The sequence below is a fragment of the Lacinutrix sp. Hel_I_90 genome, from assembly GCF_000934685.1.
Taxonomy (GTDB): domain Bacteria; phylum Bacteroidota; class Bacteroidia; order Flavobacteriales; family Flavobacteriaceae; genus Lacinutrix.
This window is the reverse complement of sequence record NZ_JYNQ01000001.1, coordinates 3,396,170-3,413,121: the sequence shown is the minus strand read 5'-3', so window position 1 is coordinate 3,413,121 and position 16,952 is coordinate 3,396,170. Positions and strand designations below refer to the sequence as shown.

Annotated in this window: 18 protein-coding genes; 9 read left to right on the top strand and 9 right to left on the bottom strand. The window is 34.2% G+C overall.

The features are described from left to right. Positions 1 to 468: 468 nt before the first annotated feature. Positions 469 to 1,677: a metallophosphoesterase gene (locus GQ46_RS15165; RefSeq protein WP_044403609.1), complete on the top strand. Its 1,209-nt coding sequence runs from the start codon at positions 469 to 471 to the stop codon at positions 1,675 to 1,677. On the opposite strand, the gene GQ46_RS15160 is transcribed toward GQ46_RS15165, so the two are convergent. Next, positions 1,678 to 3,132 (bottom strand): CotH kinase family protein, encoded by a 1,455-nt coding sequence (locus GQ46_RS15160; RefSeq protein WP_044403607.1) that lies wholly within the window; start codon positions 3,130 to 3,132, stop codon positions 1,678 to 1,680. Between the two features lie 195 nt (positions 3,133 to 3,327). Here GQ46_RS15160 and GQ46_RS15155 point away from each other — a divergent pair, with 195 nt between their 5' ends. From GQ46_RS15155 to GQ46_RS15125, 7 genes are all read left to right on the top strand, one after another. After that, positions 3,328 to 4,092, top strand: a complete 765-nt coding sequence (locus tag GQ46_RS15155) for a ParA family protein (protein ID WP_044403605.1) — start codon at positions 3,328 to 3,330, stop codon at positions 4,090 to 4,092. 2 nt (positions 4,093 to 4,094) lie between these two features. Further along, entirely contained in the window at positions 4,095 to 5,006 is a 912-nt protein-coding gene (locus GQ46_RS15150; protein WP_044403604.1) for a ParB/RepB/Spo0J family partition protein, read from the top strand. After that, positions 4,996 to 5,598, top strand: a complete 603-nt coding sequence (locus GQ46_RS15145) for a DUF5683 domain-containing protein (protein ID WP_044403602.1) — start codon at positions 4,996 to 4,998, stop codon at positions 5,596 to 5,598. Before GQ46_RS15150 ends, GQ46_RS15145 begins: the two co-directional genes overlap by 11 nt. Positions 5,599 to 5,710: 112 nt before the next feature. Continuing rightward, positions 5,711 to 6,412, top strand: coding sequence for a 4-hydroxy-tetrahydrodipicolinate reductase (dapB, locus tag GQ46_RS15140; protein ID WP_044403600.1), 702 nt, complete (start codon positions 5,711 to 5,713; stop codon positions 6,410 to 6,412). A 66-nt stretch (positions 6,413 to 6,478) separates the two neighbouring features. Then, positions 6,479 to 8,206, top strand: coding sequence for a signal peptidase I (lepB, locus tag GQ46_RS15135; protein ID WP_044403597.1), 1,728 nt, complete (start codon positions 6,479 to 6,481; stop codon positions 8,204 to 8,206). A gap of 38 nt (positions 8,207 to 8,244) precedes the next feature. Continuing rightward, positions 8,245 to 8,862, top strand: coding sequence for a WbqC family protein (locus GQ46_RS15130; RefSeq protein ID WP_044403595.1), 618 nt, complete (start codon positions 8,245 to 8,247; stop codon positions 8,860 to 8,862). Beyond that, the gene (locus GQ46_RS15125; RefSeq protein ID WP_044403593.1) at positions 8,862 to 9,170 is read left to right on the top strand and encodes a DUF6122 family protein; all 309 of its coding nucleotides are present in this window, start codon (positions 8,862 to 8,864) and stop codon (positions 9,168 to 9,170) included. Before GQ46_RS15130 ends, GQ46_RS15125 begins: the two co-directional genes overlap by 1 nt. 126 nt (positions 9,171 to 9,296) lie before the next feature. Here the strand turns inward: GQ46_RS15125 and GQ46_RS15120 are convergent, their stop codons facing one another. The 8 genes from GQ46_RS15120 to GQ46_RS15085 form a co-directional block, all read right to left on the bottom strand. Then, complete coding sequence (locus tag GQ46_RS15120) at positions 9,297 to 10,319, bottom strand: endonuclease/exonuclease/phosphatase family protein (protein ID WP_044403591.1); 1,023 nt, start codon at positions 10,317 to 10,319, stop codon at positions 9,297 to 9,299. A gap of 1 nt (position 10,320) precedes the next feature. Then, on the bottom strand, positions 10,321 to 11,184 hold the full coding sequence (locus tag GQ46_RS15115) for a rhomboid family intramembrane serine protease (RefSeq protein WP_044403588.1): 864 nt from the start codon (positions 11,182 to 11,184) through the stop codon (positions 10,321 to 10,323). After that, positions 11,184 to 11,930, bottom strand: coding sequence for a rhomboid family intramembrane serine protease (locus GQ46_RS15110; protein WP_044403586.1), 747 nt, complete (start codon positions 11,928 to 11,930; stop codon positions 11,184 to 11,186). The genes GQ46_RS15115 and GQ46_RS15110 overlap by 1 nt, the downstream gene beginning before the upstream one ends. Before the next feature lie 3 nt (positions 11,931 to 11,933). Further along, positions 11,934 to 13,781: a DNA mismatch repair endonuclease MutL gene (gene mutL, locus GQ46_RS15105; protein WP_044403584.1), complete on the bottom strand. Its 1,848-nt coding sequence runs from the start codon at positions 13,779 to 13,781 to the stop codon at positions 11,934 to 11,936. Next, complete coding sequence (locus tag GQ46_RS15100; protein WP_044403582.1) at positions 13,782 to 14,072, bottom strand: hypothetical protein; 291 nt, start codon at positions 14,070 to 14,072, stop codon at positions 13,782 to 13,784. A 4-nt stretch (positions 14,073 to 14,076) separates the two neighbouring features. Continuing rightward, complete coding sequence (locus GQ46_RS15095; protein WP_044403580.1) at positions 14,077 to 14,307, bottom strand: hypothetical protein; 231 nt, start codon at positions 14,305 to 14,307, stop codon at positions 14,077 to 14,079. Between the two features lie 168 nt (positions 14,308 to 14,475). After that, positions 14,476 to 14,958 (bottom strand): 6,7-dimethyl-8-ribityllumazine synthase, encoded by a 483-nt coding sequence (ribH, locus tag GQ46_RS15090; protein WP_044403579.1) that lies wholly within the window; start codon positions 14,956 to 14,958, stop codon positions 14,476 to 14,478. A 2-nt stretch (positions 14,959 to 14,960) separates the two neighbouring features. After that, entirely contained in the window at positions 14,961 to 15,743 is a 783-nt protein-coding gene (locus GQ46_RS15085) for a tetratricopeptide repeat protein (protein WP_044403577.1), read from the bottom strand. A 124-nt stretch (positions 15,744 to 15,867) separates the two neighbouring features. On the opposite strand from GQ46_RS15085, the gene GQ46_RS15080 reads away from it, so the two are divergent. Continuing rightward, entirely contained in the window at positions 15,868 to 16,947 is a 1,080-nt protein-coding gene (locus tag GQ46_RS15080; RefSeq protein WP_044403575.1) for a DNA replication/repair protein RecF, read from the top strand. Positions 16,948 to 16,952 lie beyond the last annotated feature (5 nt).

Below are 16,952 nucleotides of genomic sequence, written 5' to 3'. Positions count from 1 at the left end.
AACAGCTGAGTTACCTTTTTCTTTTAGTAGGATGACTTAACAAGATTTTCAAAATGAATAAATAAATATGTATTAATACTAAACTTCTTTTATAAAGTCAGGCTAACAAAACCAGATAAATTAAAGATCAGTGATATTAACACCAACTAACACCAAGGAAATTAGTGCTACTACTTCATACTTAGAGAACCATTTTAATAGTATACGATCCCATTTTGTTTTAAAAAGTACAGACTTACAAGTCCGCTTTCTGATCGTTTATATTTAATAAGACCTTTTTGATTTATTAAAAAAAATAAAGTATCTTAAAACAATTAATTGGAGTGAACAATAAATGACCTCAAAAAAGTAAAGCTTTTAGTGCCCGCTAATGGAATCTTTATTTCAATCCATAACAAAATGGCTACACTTCATACTTTTTTCCTAGACATAAGACTAAAACAAAAGAGTATAACGCTTTGTAAAACAATGAAAAGTAATTTCTTAAAACATACCCATCTCATTTTTATACATGCTCTTATTTGCTTTGTGTTTAGTTCTCAGATGAAGAGTTTTGCGCAACAACCTGTAATTTACAATACATCGAAAACAGATAGTGTTATTTATATTGACTACTCTAAGGCTAAGCAAAAACACATAAAGCCCATAATGTTTGACGGCAGTGATGGACCATATATAATTAGTGACAGCTTGTTATATAGTGTAAATTCAGAAAACAAACTTTTGGTATCCCCACTTTTTAGAAATGATTCTCTAGTTGTTCGCACCAATAATAATGCGTTCTATTTAAATTTAAAATCAAATTATACCATTCCAGAAACGGTTTATGCTTTACCAGAAAAACTGGTTGTCATATCTGATATAGAAGGTAATTATGAGGCCTTCTCTGGCTTCTTGTATTCCAATGAAATAATTGATATCAATCACAATTGGATTTATGGCAATGGCCATTTAGTTTTAGTAGGTGATTTTATGGATAGAGGCAAAAACGTCACACAAATACTGTGGTTAATCTATAAATTGGAACAGCAAGCAAAAAAACAAAATGGAGTGGTACACTTTATCTTGGGAAATCATGAAATCCTTAATTTTCATGGAGATTACAGATATAATCAAGACAAATATATAAAGGTAGCCCAAGAAATAAGCCAATTGAAAGATAAAAAAGAGGCTATTAAATATTTATATTCTAAAGAAACTGAATTGGGTAAATGGTTGGTGACAAAAAATGTTATTGAAAAAATTGGTGACTATATATTTGTTCATGGCGGATTAAGTCCTGATATTTTAGATTACAAACTAGGCCTGGAGGATATAAATAATCTTGTGCGTTTACGATTTAGTGGTTTAAAAAACCCTGAAGATAAGGTGATTAATTTTCTGTATAGCTCAAGAGGTCCTTTTTGGTATAGAGGCTTTGTTATGGACAGATATACCTATGACAAAATAAAGACCTTCGAACTTGATGCTGTTTTAAAATATTATAACGCAAAAAAAATCGTCATTGGCCATACACCAGTTGAAACGATATCAACTGATTTTAATGGCAGGATTATTAGGACCGATATACGGCATGGAACTAAAAAGTTTTCAGGCAGGACCAAAGGACTACTTATAGAAAATAGGCAGGAATTCGTTATCGATGATAACTGTAAAAAAACAGCGCTACAGCATTAATTATAAAGCCTTGAAGTGTGCATCCAGATAAAGTAATCTGTCTTCTAACCATTTTGTAAGATACGCGTAGTGGGCTTCATTAGATACCTCATTAAGCTTATTCTGCCAAACCAATTGCTCTCGCTCATATACTTTATCTTTTGTAAATGCAGTATAGATTTTATTAATCCTAGATAATAGCGCCTCATTACTAAACTCATTTGCTCTTAGTGCCGCCCATCTGGCTTTAACTTTTCCTTTATATCCGTTCGGGTTAATTTCTATTAATCTTTCAAAAAGACCATTACCTAAAATATTATTTGTGGTTCGCTCACGCTTCCCATCTTGAATAATACCTAAAACACCATCTAAATCCCAAGGGATAAAAAAATAGGGTTCACCTTTGTCATACTTTCCTAGATAATAATTTTTACCTAAATTATCAGTTGCTCTAAGCATGTTTACAAAAAGATAGTAATCTATTGTATTAGAAATGTGAATTGTATTTTCTATGTTTTTAGAAAACGCTTCATCTGTACCATTCACTACCAGATTCTCGAACTTTGATAAATTTTCCCAATCCGATTTATAATCTATAAAAGGGTATCGTGTTAACCAGCCATTCCAATGCGGAAAAAGATTATTGAAACTACTTGGAGCTTTAATAAAAGCAGGACCTCCCTCATAAGAATTTGCTTTATATAACTCTCCGTAAATCGTATTTTCTTCATGCTTTTTTATCTGCAATTGTTTTCTATCGATAGATTCCGAAAATTGATAAATGCCGTAGTATTCGTTATTTTTAAAAACTTCAACATATTTTACTTCGAAACCACTTTTTCCTTTAGGCTCTTTTTGTGCATAATAAGGTTTATGAATTTTAGACCATATATTGGTCGCAATATGAGAGCGTAAGCGTAAAGGCTCATTATACATACCATCAAGAATCCAATCATCATCAGATCGCATACCTTTGAATTTTATATTTTTCTTTTGCTTAGCAATAGTATCTGTCCAAAACTCCAAATCGAATGATTTCTTAGGAAAAGTCAAAGATAAATTCCCACGGTGTCTCACCCCCATTGTACTTTCAACATACTCACTGCCACTAAAAAATGTAAAGTAACCAGGTATTTTTGCATTCCTATTTATTGCCGAAGTATCAATAGTTATGTGAACCAAGGGTGTTTTGGTAATGTATAAAACATAACTCTCGTCATTTGTTACCCTGTGCGCATCTGTATAGGAAAGTTTCTTAGAAGCGTCTTTTAATGTAAAGGTTTCATTAAATTTTAGACTGGTCACTTTTTTATTTAAAGAAAGTATTGAATCTAAATTAGCCACGTGCCAAACGATAATTTTATTCTTTCTATCGATTCCGTAACTTCCTGTTTCTGCAATAATTTCCTGTGCAGACAGGTTTACCCCGCAAGATAAAATGTAAAACGAAAGTAGTATAGGTAGTAATTGTCTCATTGGTTCGTTATAAAATTTGCTTCAGGTAAAAATACCAAATAAATACCTTAACCTGTTGAACTTATACAATAATAATACCATTCTTTATTTAGTTTAACCAACTGTTAACAACTTCCATTTTCAAAACCCATAAATAATTGTATTTTTACGCTGGACTTCTTATATGAAGTTTTACTAATAAAACCAAATCAATTAATGGGTAAAATTATAGCCATTGCCAATCAAAAAGGAGGTGTTGGAAAAACAACAACCTCGATAAATTTAGCAGCATCATTAGGTGTACTTGAGAAAAAAGTATTACTTATCGATGCCGATCCGCAAGCCAATTCCACCTCTGGCATTGGTCTTGACGTAGAAGCTGTCGAGATTGGAACCTACCAACTTTTTGAGCATGCAAACACAGCCAGAGAAGCTATTGTAAAAACAGACACACCAAACCTTGATATTATCCCAGCACATATTGACCTGGTAGCTATTGAAATAGAATTGGTTGACAAAGAAGCACGTGAATACATGCTTAAAAAAGCAATAGAATCTATAAAAGATGATTACGACTATATTTTAATAGACTGTGCACCCTCTCTAGGTTTGTTAACGCTTAATGCCTTAACGGCCGCCGATTCAGTAATTATTCCAATTCAGTGCGAATATTTTGCATTAGAAGGTTTAGGTAAATTATTAAATACGATTAAAAGTGTTCAAAAAATCCATAACAGTGCATTAGATATTGAAGGGCTTTTACTCACGATGTACGACTCGCGTTTGCGTCTCTCCAATCAAGTAGTGGAAGAAGTACAAAAGCACTTTAATGATATGGTTTTCGATACCATTATACAACGAAATGTCAAGTTAAGTGAAGCGCCAAGTTATGGTGAAACCATTATTAACTATGATGCAGCAAGTAAGGGTGCCGCAAATTATTTGAGTTTAGCAAAAGAAATAATTAATAAAAACTCCTAAACATGGCGAAGGCAACAAAGAAACAGGCTTTAGGCAGAGGGCTTTCGGCTTTGCTGAAAGACCCAAGCAATGACATACAATCTGTACAGGATAAAAATGCAGACAAAGTAATAGGTAACATTGTGGAACTGGAATTGGATTCTATAGACATGAACCCGTTTCAACCACGTACTAATTTTAATGAAGAATCACTTCGCGAACTAGCTTCTTCAATAAAAGAGCTTGGTGTAATCCAGCCTATAACAGTAAGAAAATTAGGATTTGACAAATACCAATTGGTCTCTGGTGAGCGTCGTTATCGCGCGTCGTCTTTAATAGGCCTCGAAACCATTCCTGCTTACATTAGAATCGCTAATGATCAAGAAAGTTTGGAAATGGCTTTGGTTGAAAATATTCAGCGCCAAGATTTAGATCCTATAGAAATTGCACTTTCATACCAACGTTTAATAGACGAGATAAATCTAACGCAAGAGCAAATGAGCGATCGCGTTGGAAAAAAACGGTCTACTATAGCAAACTATTTACGTTTGTTGAAGTTGGATCCCATTATTCAAACAGGTATGCGTGATGGTTTTTTATCTATGGGTCATGGTCGTGCGATTATTAATATTGAAGATCAAACGATACAGTTGGCTATTTATGAGAAAATTTTATCTAATAAATTATCGGTTCGTGAAACAGAAGCCTTAGTAAAAAACTACAACACCACAAAAGAAGTTAAAGTCCCTAAAAAAGAGACTGAAGCCGAAGAATTGCCAAAATATGTTAAAAAAGGGATCTCGGCATTTTCAGAATACTTTGGGCATAAAATAGACGTTAAAGTATCCAGTAATGGTAAAGGTAAAATAACGATTCCTTTCCATTCTGAAGAAGATTTTAATCGTATAAAAAAGTTAGTCAAAGGTGCTGAATAAACCGCTTATAACACTCCTTTGTTTTTTATGTCTTGGTTTTTCTACCGAAGCACAAAACGAAAAAAACAAAAAAAAAGATACTACATTAGGTGCCAATAAAGAGCTAAAAATCGCGTTCGATTCTACTCTAGTAAAGCAACCCATAGATCCTTTGGCGCCAGCACGTGCAGCCTTCTACTCTGCTGTTTTACCTGGTTTAGGTCAAGCTTACAATAAAAAATATTGGAAAATTCCTATTGTTTATGCAGCATTGGGAACAAGTATCTATTTTTACACCTCAAATAATAAAGACTACAAGCGCGTTAGAGAAGCTTATAAACGCCGATTGGCCGGTTTTGAAGATGATGAATTTCAAGGGCGTTTTACAGATGATGGTTTACGGGAAGCCCAAAAATCGCTCCGTAGAAATAAAGAATTATCACTTTTAGTCACCGTGGGATTGTATGCTTTGAATATTATAGATGCTAATGTAGATGCACATTTACTGCAGTATAATATTGATGATGATCTCACTTTAAAACCACATTATAAAATTGATGCCTTTGATAATACGGGTAGTTTGGGTCTGACTTTAAACTTTAAGATAGATTAAATTAATTATCTAATATCTATGTATTAATGGGGTTTCTCCCGATACTTCGGGATTAAGGAAATAAAAACAAAACTAAATTCCCGTCTATAAGGGAGTGAAAATAAAATTGGATATGAAAATCGCTTTACTAGGCTATGGTAAAATGGGAAAAACAATAGAAACGATTGCCGTACAGCGTGGGCATACGATTGTTTTAAAAACCTCCGAAACTATAAATGAAGGCATTAAGGAAGCAGACGTAGCTATTGATTTTAGTGTGCCTGATGCTGCTGTGCACAATATTTCAAATTGTTTTAATCATAACGTTCCTGTTATTTCAGGTACTACCGGTTGGTTAGACCATTATGAAGACATGGTTCTGTTGTGCCAAGAAAAGCAAGGCGCTTTTATTTATGCCTCAAATTTTAGTTTAGGGGTGAACATTTTTTTTGAGCTCAACAAAAATTTAGCAAAAATGATGGCTTCATTAAAGGATTACCACGTGACCTTAGAAGAAATTCATCATACACAAAAATTAGATGCTCCTAGTGGTACTGCCATCTCGTTAGCACAAGACATTATTGCAAATCATGAGCGTTATGACCATTGGGCATTAGATCAAAAACAGGATAAGACAATTCCTATTACAGCAAAACGTATAGAAAATGTTTCCGGCACACATAGTATTGACTATATAAGTGACGTAGATACAATAGAAATAAAGCATACCGCACACAGCAGACAAGGCTTTGCTTTAGGCGCCGTAGTCGCTGCAGAATGGCTTCTAGGCAAAACAGGGGTTTTCACGATGAAAGACGTGTTAAATATAGGTTAAACGAAAATAAAATTGTAACATTTGCTAAAAGGAAATCACTTATAGGAAATTAAAAATATTGAGATTATGAATGGTACACAATGGTTAATTTTTTTCATGATAATACAAGTCATTCATGGCTTAGGTACTTGGAAATTATATGTGAAGGCTGGCCGACAAGCATGGGAAGCTTTTGTTCCTGTTTACAATGCTGTTATTCTAATGAAAATTATTAGACGCCCATGGTGGTGGACCATCTTACTTTTTTTACCGATTGTAAACCTAATTATGTTTCCTGTTGTTTGGGTAGAAACGGCCCGTAGTTTTGGAAAAAACACTAATTTGGATACCTTTTTAGCAATAATCACTTTAGGATTTTATAATTTCTATTTAAACTATGCTGCTAAAGATGTCATTTATATAGAAGACCGCAGTTTGCAACCAAGATCAAGTGCAGGCGATTGGGTAAGTTCTATTTTATTTGCAATTGTGGCTGCAACTATTGTGCATACTTATTTTGTTCAACCTTTTGTGATTCCGTCTTCTTCTTTAGAAAAATCACTTTTAATTGGTGACTTCCTTTTTGTGAGTAAAGTAAATTATGGTGCCAGAGTCCCAATGACAACCGTTGCTCTTCCAATGGTTCACGATTCCATTCCTTTGACTAAAAGTAAATCGTATTTATTTAATGATGATTTTGAAGCACGCAAAACCTCGTGGAAAAATAAGTTACAATTGCCTTATTTACGTTTTCCGGGCTTCGAGAAAATAGACCGTAATGAAATCGTTGTATTTAATCAACCAGCAGATACCTTGCTGGATATGAATGATTTTACACCAGACCGAAACTATTACAAACCTATAGACAAGAAAACCAACCTGGTTAAACGTTGTATAGGAACTCCTGGAGACACCCTTGAAATTAAAAAGGGGTATGCCTATATAAACGGAAAGAAAAATGAATTACCAGATCGTGCTAAGCTTCAGTTTTTTCATACGATAAAGACTAAAGCTAATATTCAAACCCTTTTTAATAAATATGGCATTACTGAAAGTCAAGAAACTCCTGTTTTTGAAGTGAAATCTGAATTTTGGAATGATGAGAAATTTCAGGAGTATTTAAAAACAGATAATATTGCTTTAGATGTTGTGGCTTCAGATTCTTTAACCACAAGAGTTACTGGGGGAATGACACAAAGAATTTTCGATAAATTAAAAGTAAAGATTGTCGATAAGTTCTATAATGCGAATATGACTGAAGAACTTGCCGCCCAAATAGCGAAAGATCCAGCTGTATCTTCTGTTGAAAAGGTGAACTCTAAAACGCCCAACAGCAACTTATTTCCTCAAGACTCTGAGTATACTTTTAGTGTTGATAATTTTGGTCCTGTAGTCATTCCTGCATCTGGAAAAAGTATTGATTTAACCATAAAAAACCTTCCGCTTTACAAACGTGTTATTAGTGAATATGAAGGTAATAATGTAACCTCTAGAGGCAATCAAATTTTAATTAATGGTGAAGTTGTAACCAACTACACCTTTAAACAAAATTATTATTGGATGATGGGTGACAACAGACAAAACTCTATTGACTCACGCTTTTGGGGGTTTGTACCTTTTGATCATGTGGTTGGAAAACCTGTTTTAATTTGGTTTAGTTACGACTGGAAGACAAAAAGCATCCGTTGGGACAGATTATTTACAACCGTTCATGGTAATGGCAAACCGGTCTCTTACTTAATACCTGTGCTCTTATTAATTGGTGCAATAGTAGCCTTTAATCGGTTTAGAAAGCGTAAAAAAGTGACCAAGTAGTTATTTGTTTTTGTAATTCGACATAAACGCAGCTTCACATGAACCTCTTAATCCATCCCACATACTTTCCTAGCATCGCGACATTTGTCGCTATAGTAAAGGCAGAAGGTGTGGTGTTGGAAATCCAGGACAACTACCAGAAACAAACGTATAGAAACCGTTGCTATATTTATGGCGCTAATGGAAAGTTACAATTAAGTGTTCCTGTTGTTTATTCCCAAAAAAACAGAGCGAAATATGCTGAAGTTAAAATTGCTAATGAATACAATTGGCAAGATATTCATTGGAAATCTTTAGAATCGGCTTACAGAACTTCTCCTTTTTTTGAGTTCTATGCAGATGAATTAGAACCCTTGTTTACTGAAACCTTTGATACGCTTTTGGAGTTTAATATGAAATGCTTTGCCATTGTTTGTGATTGTCTTCAATTATATTTAACCTTTAGTCAAACAGAATCTTTTGATAAAGCACCTCAAAACATTAACGATTTAAGAGGTTTAGTAGACGCTAAAAAAGAAAAACGTCACGCTTTTGAAAATTACACGCAAGTGTTTAGCAACAAACACGGTTACATAAGTAACTTAAGTATTTTAGACCTCTTGTTTAATGAAGGCCCAAATGCTCTATTCTATTTAGAATCTCAAAAAATCTACTAATGTTGCAGTCCAGCATTCACTATGGAATTCATTTTTTAGCACCGCTTGTTGTAGCTCTTCTATTTTTTAAATCGTATTGGGTCAAGGCGTATATTATAATGGTTTTAGCAATAATAATAGATTTAGATCACCTATTGGCTACTCCTGTTTTTGATAGCAATCGCTGCAGTATTAATTACCATCCACTACACACTTACTATGCTATGGTGCTTTACTTGTTGCTCTTATTTCCTAAGAAAACCAGACTGGTAGGCTTGGGTTTAGTGATGCATATTATAGCAGATAGTGCCGATTGTTATATGATGTGATGGTTTGCTCACAAAAAATCTCGATAACGTGAAAGTAAATAGGATTACTTCTGAATTTCTTCAACGCAGCTTGAAATAAAAGATAATTGAAGACACTCCTACTGAAGACTATTTACTATATACTGCCTACTGAAGACTCAAAGTAGCCATTACAGGATAATGATCACTATACTCTACATCGTAGGTTTTAAAACCGTTTATAGCAAACGCTTTATCAGCCAATATAAAATCAATACGCATTGGAAAAAACTTAAAGTTATACGTTCTTCCAAATCCATTACCAGCCACTTTAAAGCTGTCTTTTAAACCGTTTTTTATTTCCTTGTATACATAAGAGAATGCTGTATTATTAAAATCACCACAAACAATCATTTTATAGGGACACTGCTTTTTGTGCCGTAAAAATAATTCGGCTTGAAACTGCTGGGTTTTAAAGGTTTGTCCTGCACCCTCGAATAGTTTCTCACCGTCCTCTTTAACTAGATCTTCAATATCGGCATCAATATGCAACGATTGTAAATGTATATTATAAATGCGAATGGTATCTTTCCCTTTAACGATATCAGCATAAATAGCGTTATTTGAGGTGTTTGGAAATTCTACTGAACCAGAATGTACAATTGGAAATTTTGAAAAAATAGCTTGACCATACGTTTTTTGTTTACCCAATAGTTTTTCATATTTATATTGGTATTGTGATAAATCTATGATTTCACGTTTGTGATACTCTTGAATAGACAAAACGTCTGGTGCTTCTTCTTTTATAAAATCAACAAGTTTTTGTCTGGTGTTTTTTTCTGAAATCCATTCATACAAATTAAACAACCGCACGTTATAATTCATTACTGAAATATTATTTTCATCTTCAACCATTTTAGATTGCGAAAACTTATACAAGGATCCAAAAGAAAAATAACCAATTACTAAGACCAATAGCGATAATAGCAACTGTTTTTTGATTTTTATCAACCAATACACAAAAAACAAAGCATTTAAAACAATAAGAAAGGGTGCGCCTAAGCCTATTACAGATAAGGCCGAAAATGTTTTTGGAGGTAAAAAAGGTAACAGGTACGATAACAATAATGCAAATGCAACGATTGAGTTAATGAAGAATAATACTTTATCAAAAAACGTTAGTCCCTTCATATTATTTACCAACTTTAAACAAAAATTCTTTTTCGGCAGCAGTTAGGCTATCGTAGCCACTTTTACTAATTTTATCTAAAATGGCGTCAATTTGCTTCTGTTTATTTAAGCCACTAAACTCACCCTGAGTATACCCACCCACTTTTGATTTCTTTTTATGTACTGTTTTAAGATTGCCTTTTTTGCCAGTTTTAAACCAACCGGCTAACACCGCTGTAAAACGCTCAAAACCTTTACCAATATCATTGCCCTTTGCGAGTTGTTTTGCATAAACATAGCCTAATAGCGCTCCACCTAAATGGGCAAGATTACCACCACTATTTAAACCGAACACTCCTATAACATCAAAAACGACTAAAGCGGCTCCAATGTACCAAAGCTTGATGTTAAAATTTAATAGCCTAATCTCACTGTGAGGATTATAAGCACATAAAAATATAAAAAGCGCACGAACAGCGGCACTAGCACCAACCAGTGGACCATAGCTTTGTGAAAAGAATGAAGGAAACACGTTATAGCAAAGCAGAAATAATAATCCGCCAGCAATAGCACCTATAAAATAGATATTTACCGCTGTTTTAGGCTTAAAAAGATTTAAAATCATGCGCGAACAGTAATACAACCAAATCATGTTAAATAGTAGATGCCAAAAGCCATAGTGCAAAAAGGCATAACTAATAATTGACCAAGGTTGCATTAACGCATCAAATAAATCGGGAGGCAGTTCAAAATAACTAAAAACAGTTGGAACAATACGCCTAAAAACTAAACTAAAAAGAAAGAGACCAACGTTAATAACGATTAGTTTTTCAAGAATATTTAATCTTGCTAGTTTGTATTTAATATCTTCTATCAGGTCACTCATTAATCGATTCTGTATTTATTAAATGTATCATTTTTCCAAAAATACATAATTATGAAGCCTACAAATGCACCCCCAACGTGTGCCATATATGCGGTATTACTTGGACTAAAAAAGGACTGACCTGTTAACGCCGATATCACATCTAGTAGTATAATTCCTGGAATAAAATATTTCGCTTTAATAGGAATTGGCAAGAAAATGAGCATCAGTTCAGCATTGGGATTAAGCATCCCAAAAGCTACCAAAACACCCATAATACAGCCCGAGGCTCCAACCATTGAAGACTTGTATGTTTGATAAAAGCTATTTATTTGTTCTGTTTGTAAAGTTGTCGTCTGAAAATTCCATTGACCTGTATTCATAATATCCATAACACGTTCAAATGATATTCCTGAAGCTTGCAACTCTGAAAGTAAATAAGAATAATTAAAATAATGGTATCCTAACTGAAATAAAACAGCGCCTAAACCTGCCGCGAAATATAAAACAATAAAGCGTTTAGCACCTAAACTCTGTTCAACAGCAGAGCCAAACATCCATAACGCAAACATATTAAACAGTAAATGCATAAAACCACCATGCATAAACATATGAGACACAATCTGCCATGGTTTAAACAAATCGTTAGCAGGGAAATATAAGGCTAACCATTTATATAAGAATTCATTGCTACCAATAAGAGTGGCGACAAATAAAATGACATTAATAATCAATAAATGCTTAACGGTTTCAGTAATCTTAATCATAGTTTACACAAATTTTTTATCCAGTTCATCAACAGTCATCGTTATAAATGTGGCCCTGTTGGTAGGTGATACGCTAGGTGCTTTACACGCAAACAACGCATTCACCAAATGTTCTTGTTCAGGTACTGTAAGTGATTGCCCCGTTTTAACAGCCAAAGTTTTAGCTAAGGATTTTGCTAACAAATCAGTCGCACTAAAATTGCTATCTGGCACTTCGTTTTCAACATCACTTATTAATTGTTCTAAAATAATGGACACTTCACTTTCAGGAACACTTACAGGGACACCTGTGATCTCTACTAATTCTTCTTCTAAGGTTTGAAACACAAATCCAGTATGCTCCAAATCGGCTTTTAGCTGACTGATAATTTCAATTTCCTGTGGCGAAAAATGCAATTGTAGCGGGAACAAGAGCTGCTGACTCATTGCTTCTTTAACGGTAATATTCTTTAAAAAATCTTCATACAGTATTCGTTGATGTGCACGATGTTGATCGATAAATAACACACCAGATTTTACAGTACTTACCACATATTTATTATGAAATTGGTAGGTGCTTTGTTTCTGTTCCACTGGAGTGCCATTATCAAAAATAGAAGCGTTTTTTTGCTCACTTTCATAATGTACTTCACTGTAATCTTGTCGTGTTTGGGTGCCTTTGCTTTCTAAACCTACATAGAGGCTTTCCCAATGGGCGGCGGGTTCTTTTCTATAATTTGAGGTTTGATTTGTAGCGCCTTGCTTTTCATCTGCAAAAGGATTAAAACTCCTATCTACAGTCACAGAAGGTGTGCCTTTTTGCTGATAGCTATAGGGCGTGTCTAAATTGGCATCTCGCTCAAAGTCTAAAACTGGCGCAATATTAAATTGCCCTAAACTATGTTTTACTGCTGAGCGCAATATAGCATATAGGGTATGCTCATCGTCAAACTTAATCTCTGTTTTTGTAGGATGAATATTAATATCTATGGTTTGCGGATTCACTTTTAAATTCAAGAAATAACTAGCATGTGCTCCATCTTTTAATAAGCCGTCAAAAGCCGAACCTATCGCATGATTTAAATAGGCGCTTTTAATAAACCGGTCATTAACAAAAAAGAATTGCTCTCCTCTAGATTTTTTAGCAAACTCAGGTTTTCCAACAAATCCAGAAATTTTAAGCACTTCTGTATCTTCGTTTACAGGTACTAATTTCTCGTTCGTTTTGGTTCCGAAAATATTAACAATACGCTGTCTATAATTACTTTCTGGTAAATTAAACACTTCGCTGCCGTTATGAAACATCACGAATCCAATACTAGGATGCGCTAAAGCCACACGATGAAATTCATCTATAATATGGCGTGTTTCTACAACGTTAGATTTTAAAAAATTACGTCTTGCAGGAATATTAAAAAAAAGGTTTTTCACAGAAAGAGAGGTTCCTTTTGGAGTCACAACAACCTCTTGTGATTGTACTGCACTACCTTCAATAACGATGCAGGTTCCAACATCATCTCCTTCCTGCTTAGTCTTCAACTCTACATGGGCTATGGCTGCAATACTCGCTAAAGCTTCGCCTCGAAATCCTTTTGTATTTAATTGAAAGAGATCATCGGCTGTTCTAATTTTAGACGTGGCATGACGTTCGAAACTTAATCGCGCATCTGTTACGCTCATCCCATTACCGTCATCAATAACCTGAACCAGGGTTTTTCCTGCGTCTTTAATAATCAATTTAATAGTGGCTGCACCAGCATCTATGGCGTTTTCAAGTAATTCTTTCACTACAGAAGCAGGTCGTTGCACGACTTCTCCTGCTGCGATTTGATTAGCAACATGATCTGGTAAAAGCTGAATAATATCTGCCATTTATGGTTTTGAGAAAAAGATTGACAAATCGAAATCTATAAAAAATAAAAAAAGAAGTATCAAAACAAAAACAATAATGACAATACGTCTGCTAGCTGCCTTATCTGGTGCGTTTTTTAACTCATTAAATGCAGAACTGAGTTTCGATTTAATACCACCATTGCTACCAACTGTTGATCTAAAATCGTCAAACTTATGTTTCATTTCAAACGGACTCCCCTCTCCATTTCCTTTATAGAAGCGTGGTGTATAATTGTAGCGTTTGTTTTTTTTATGTGGAATTATGCCCATAATACTATCCTATTTTTGTTTCTAAGTAGTAAAGTACAGCAATAATAATGCCTAATAAAAGTAATAAAAGTGGTAAAGTTATACCCTTTCTCTTATCTGAGCTGGTGCGTCTGGTTCTATCCCATTCGTTTGAAATCTCTCGTTTAGACACATGCTCATTTTCTCTCGCTGAATGGTCCTCTTTAGAATACCGTGACTGATAGTTAAACTTTTTATGCTTTCGTTGCTTTAACACCTGCTGATTTTAGCCTTATTATTACACTCAAAAATACTGAAAATACTAGAGACCTAAGGATGGTTCTGGCTTAAATTTGTTAACAAACCCTGTTTGTTTTTGAATGAACGGCAGTTAATCGTTTTGTATGCCTAAACTAAAGCATAGGAAGGATGAATAAATATTGCGTTACTGCTCGTTTAAAAAAGCCATCTTAATGGCAGCCACCGCAGCTTCAGTACCTTTATTACCGTGAATTCCGCCAGAGCGGTCTAGGCCTTGTTGCTTATTGTTATCTGTCAAAACACAAAAAATAACAGGAACATCATGTAATACATTCAGGTCCTTAATTCCTTGAGCTACACCTTCACAAACAAAATCAAAATGTTTGGTTTCTCCTTGAATAACAGACCCAATAGCGATTACCACATCTACTCGTTGTCGTTGCATTTTCTTACAACCATAGATAAGTTCAAAGCTTCCAGGCACGTTCCAACGCGTAATGTTTCCTGGTTCCACATTGTTTTCAATTAAGGTGTCGTAAGCCCCTTTAAATAAACCTTCGGTGATTGTATCATTCCATTCTGAAACAACAATCCCAAACCGATAGTTACTCGCGTTTGGGATTGATGCTTTATCATATTCAGATAAATTATTATTTACTGTTGCCATCTTTATTTGTTTGCCATCACTTTTGCTTTTGCAATAAACGCATCTACTTGAGAAGCTTCATTAACATCAGAATAGTTGTCTTTAATAATATTAAAGTATTCTAATGCGTCACTTGCTTCCCCTAACTCTAAAGCAATTACTCCTGCTTTATAGTAGTTAGTTGGTGCCGTTAATTCGTTGTCACGCATTTCAGCCGCTTTTACGTAGTATTTTAAAGCCTCTTCCTTTTGATCTAATTGAACAAAAGCATCTCCAATAGCCCCTTTAGCCATTGGTCCTGTCATTTGATCCTCACCAGAATACTGATCTAAATGTGTGATTGCATTTTTGTAATCTTTCAAATTTAAGTAAGAAACACCTGCATAGTAATTTGCTAAGTTTGCTGCTTCCGTTCCACTATAGTTCTCAATAATGTCTAACATGCCGTATTTACCTTCGCTACCTTTAAGCACCAAATTATACAAAGAATCATTAGCTGTGCCATTCACCGCTTCATTGTATTGCTTTTGAGCGTGGTACATTTCATTCATCGCTTCTGCCTGCGCAGGTATTTTTACAAATTTTTGGTAACCCAAGTAGCCCAAAACTAAAGCTGCTACTACTCCAATAACGATAAAAATATACTTTTGATTTGTAGCAACGAAATCTTCAGTCTTTGAAGCCGTCTCGTCTAAAGTATTAAATACCTCAGCTGTTGTTGAGTTTTCTTCAAGGTTAGGATCATTTACTGTATCCTTCATCTTTTCCTTCTTTGCTTTGTAACCTCTTTTATTGTACGTTGCCATTTATGTTTTATTTAATCGTCGCAAAAATAAAATTTTTCTGCATATATAAAAGGTTATTTATTTGTTATTTTGCACTTCTTATTTATTAACACCATTAGCATACGCCCGTTTTTTCAAAATACCTATGATTTTAAAATCACTTTCCTTACTTAATTACAAGAATTTTGAGAGCAAAACCTTCGAATTTAATGAAACCATCAATTGTTTGGTTGGCAACAATGGTGTAGGAAAAACGAATGTTTTAGATGCTATTTATCATCTTTCCTTTGGTAAAAGTTACTTCAATCCTATTGCCTCTCAAAATATAAAACACGACACCGATTTTTTTGTCATCAATGGAGAATACAATAAGCAAAATAAAGAGGAAAAGATTGTTATTAGTTTAAAACGCGGACAAAAGAAAATTATCAAACGAAATGCTAAAGCCTACGAAAAATTTAGTGAACACATTGGCTTCCTGCCACTTGTCATTATTTCACCCGCAGATCGTGACTTAATCATCGAAGGTAGCGATACCCGACGTAAATTTATAGATAGTGTGATTTCGCAAAGCGATACGTCTTATTTAAACGATTTAATTAAATATAATAAGGTTTTAGGACAACGTAATGCGCTACTAAAATATTTTGCATTAAACCATACGTTTAATGCTGACACTTTAGATATTTATAATGCACAATTACACCAGTTTGGAACCGCTATTTTTCAAAAAAGAGAAGCCTTTTTAAAAACCTTTCTCACTATATTTAAAAAGCGCTACCAGGCCATTAGTAATGGCAATGAAAGGGTTGATTTAGTTTATAAAAGCGATTTATTTGATGGAGAATTAAACGCCCTTTTAAAACAAGTGATTAACAAAGACAAAGCGATACACTATACTAGTGTTGGCGTTCATAAAGACGACTTAATTTTCAATATAGATGAACATCCCATAAAGAAATTTGGTAGTCAAGGCCAACAAAAATCATTTTTAATTGCATTGAAATTAGCACAATTCGATTTTATTAAAGAGCAAAGTGGCGTCAATCCCATTTTGCTATTAGATGATATTTTTGATAAGTTAGATGAAGAACGCGTGACACAAATAATCAAATTGGTCGATGCTGAGAATTTCGGACAATTATTTATTAGTGATACCCATGCTGAACGTACAGAAAAAGCAATAAAACAAGTGCATCAATCGTATGAAATTTTTAAATTGTAATTGAT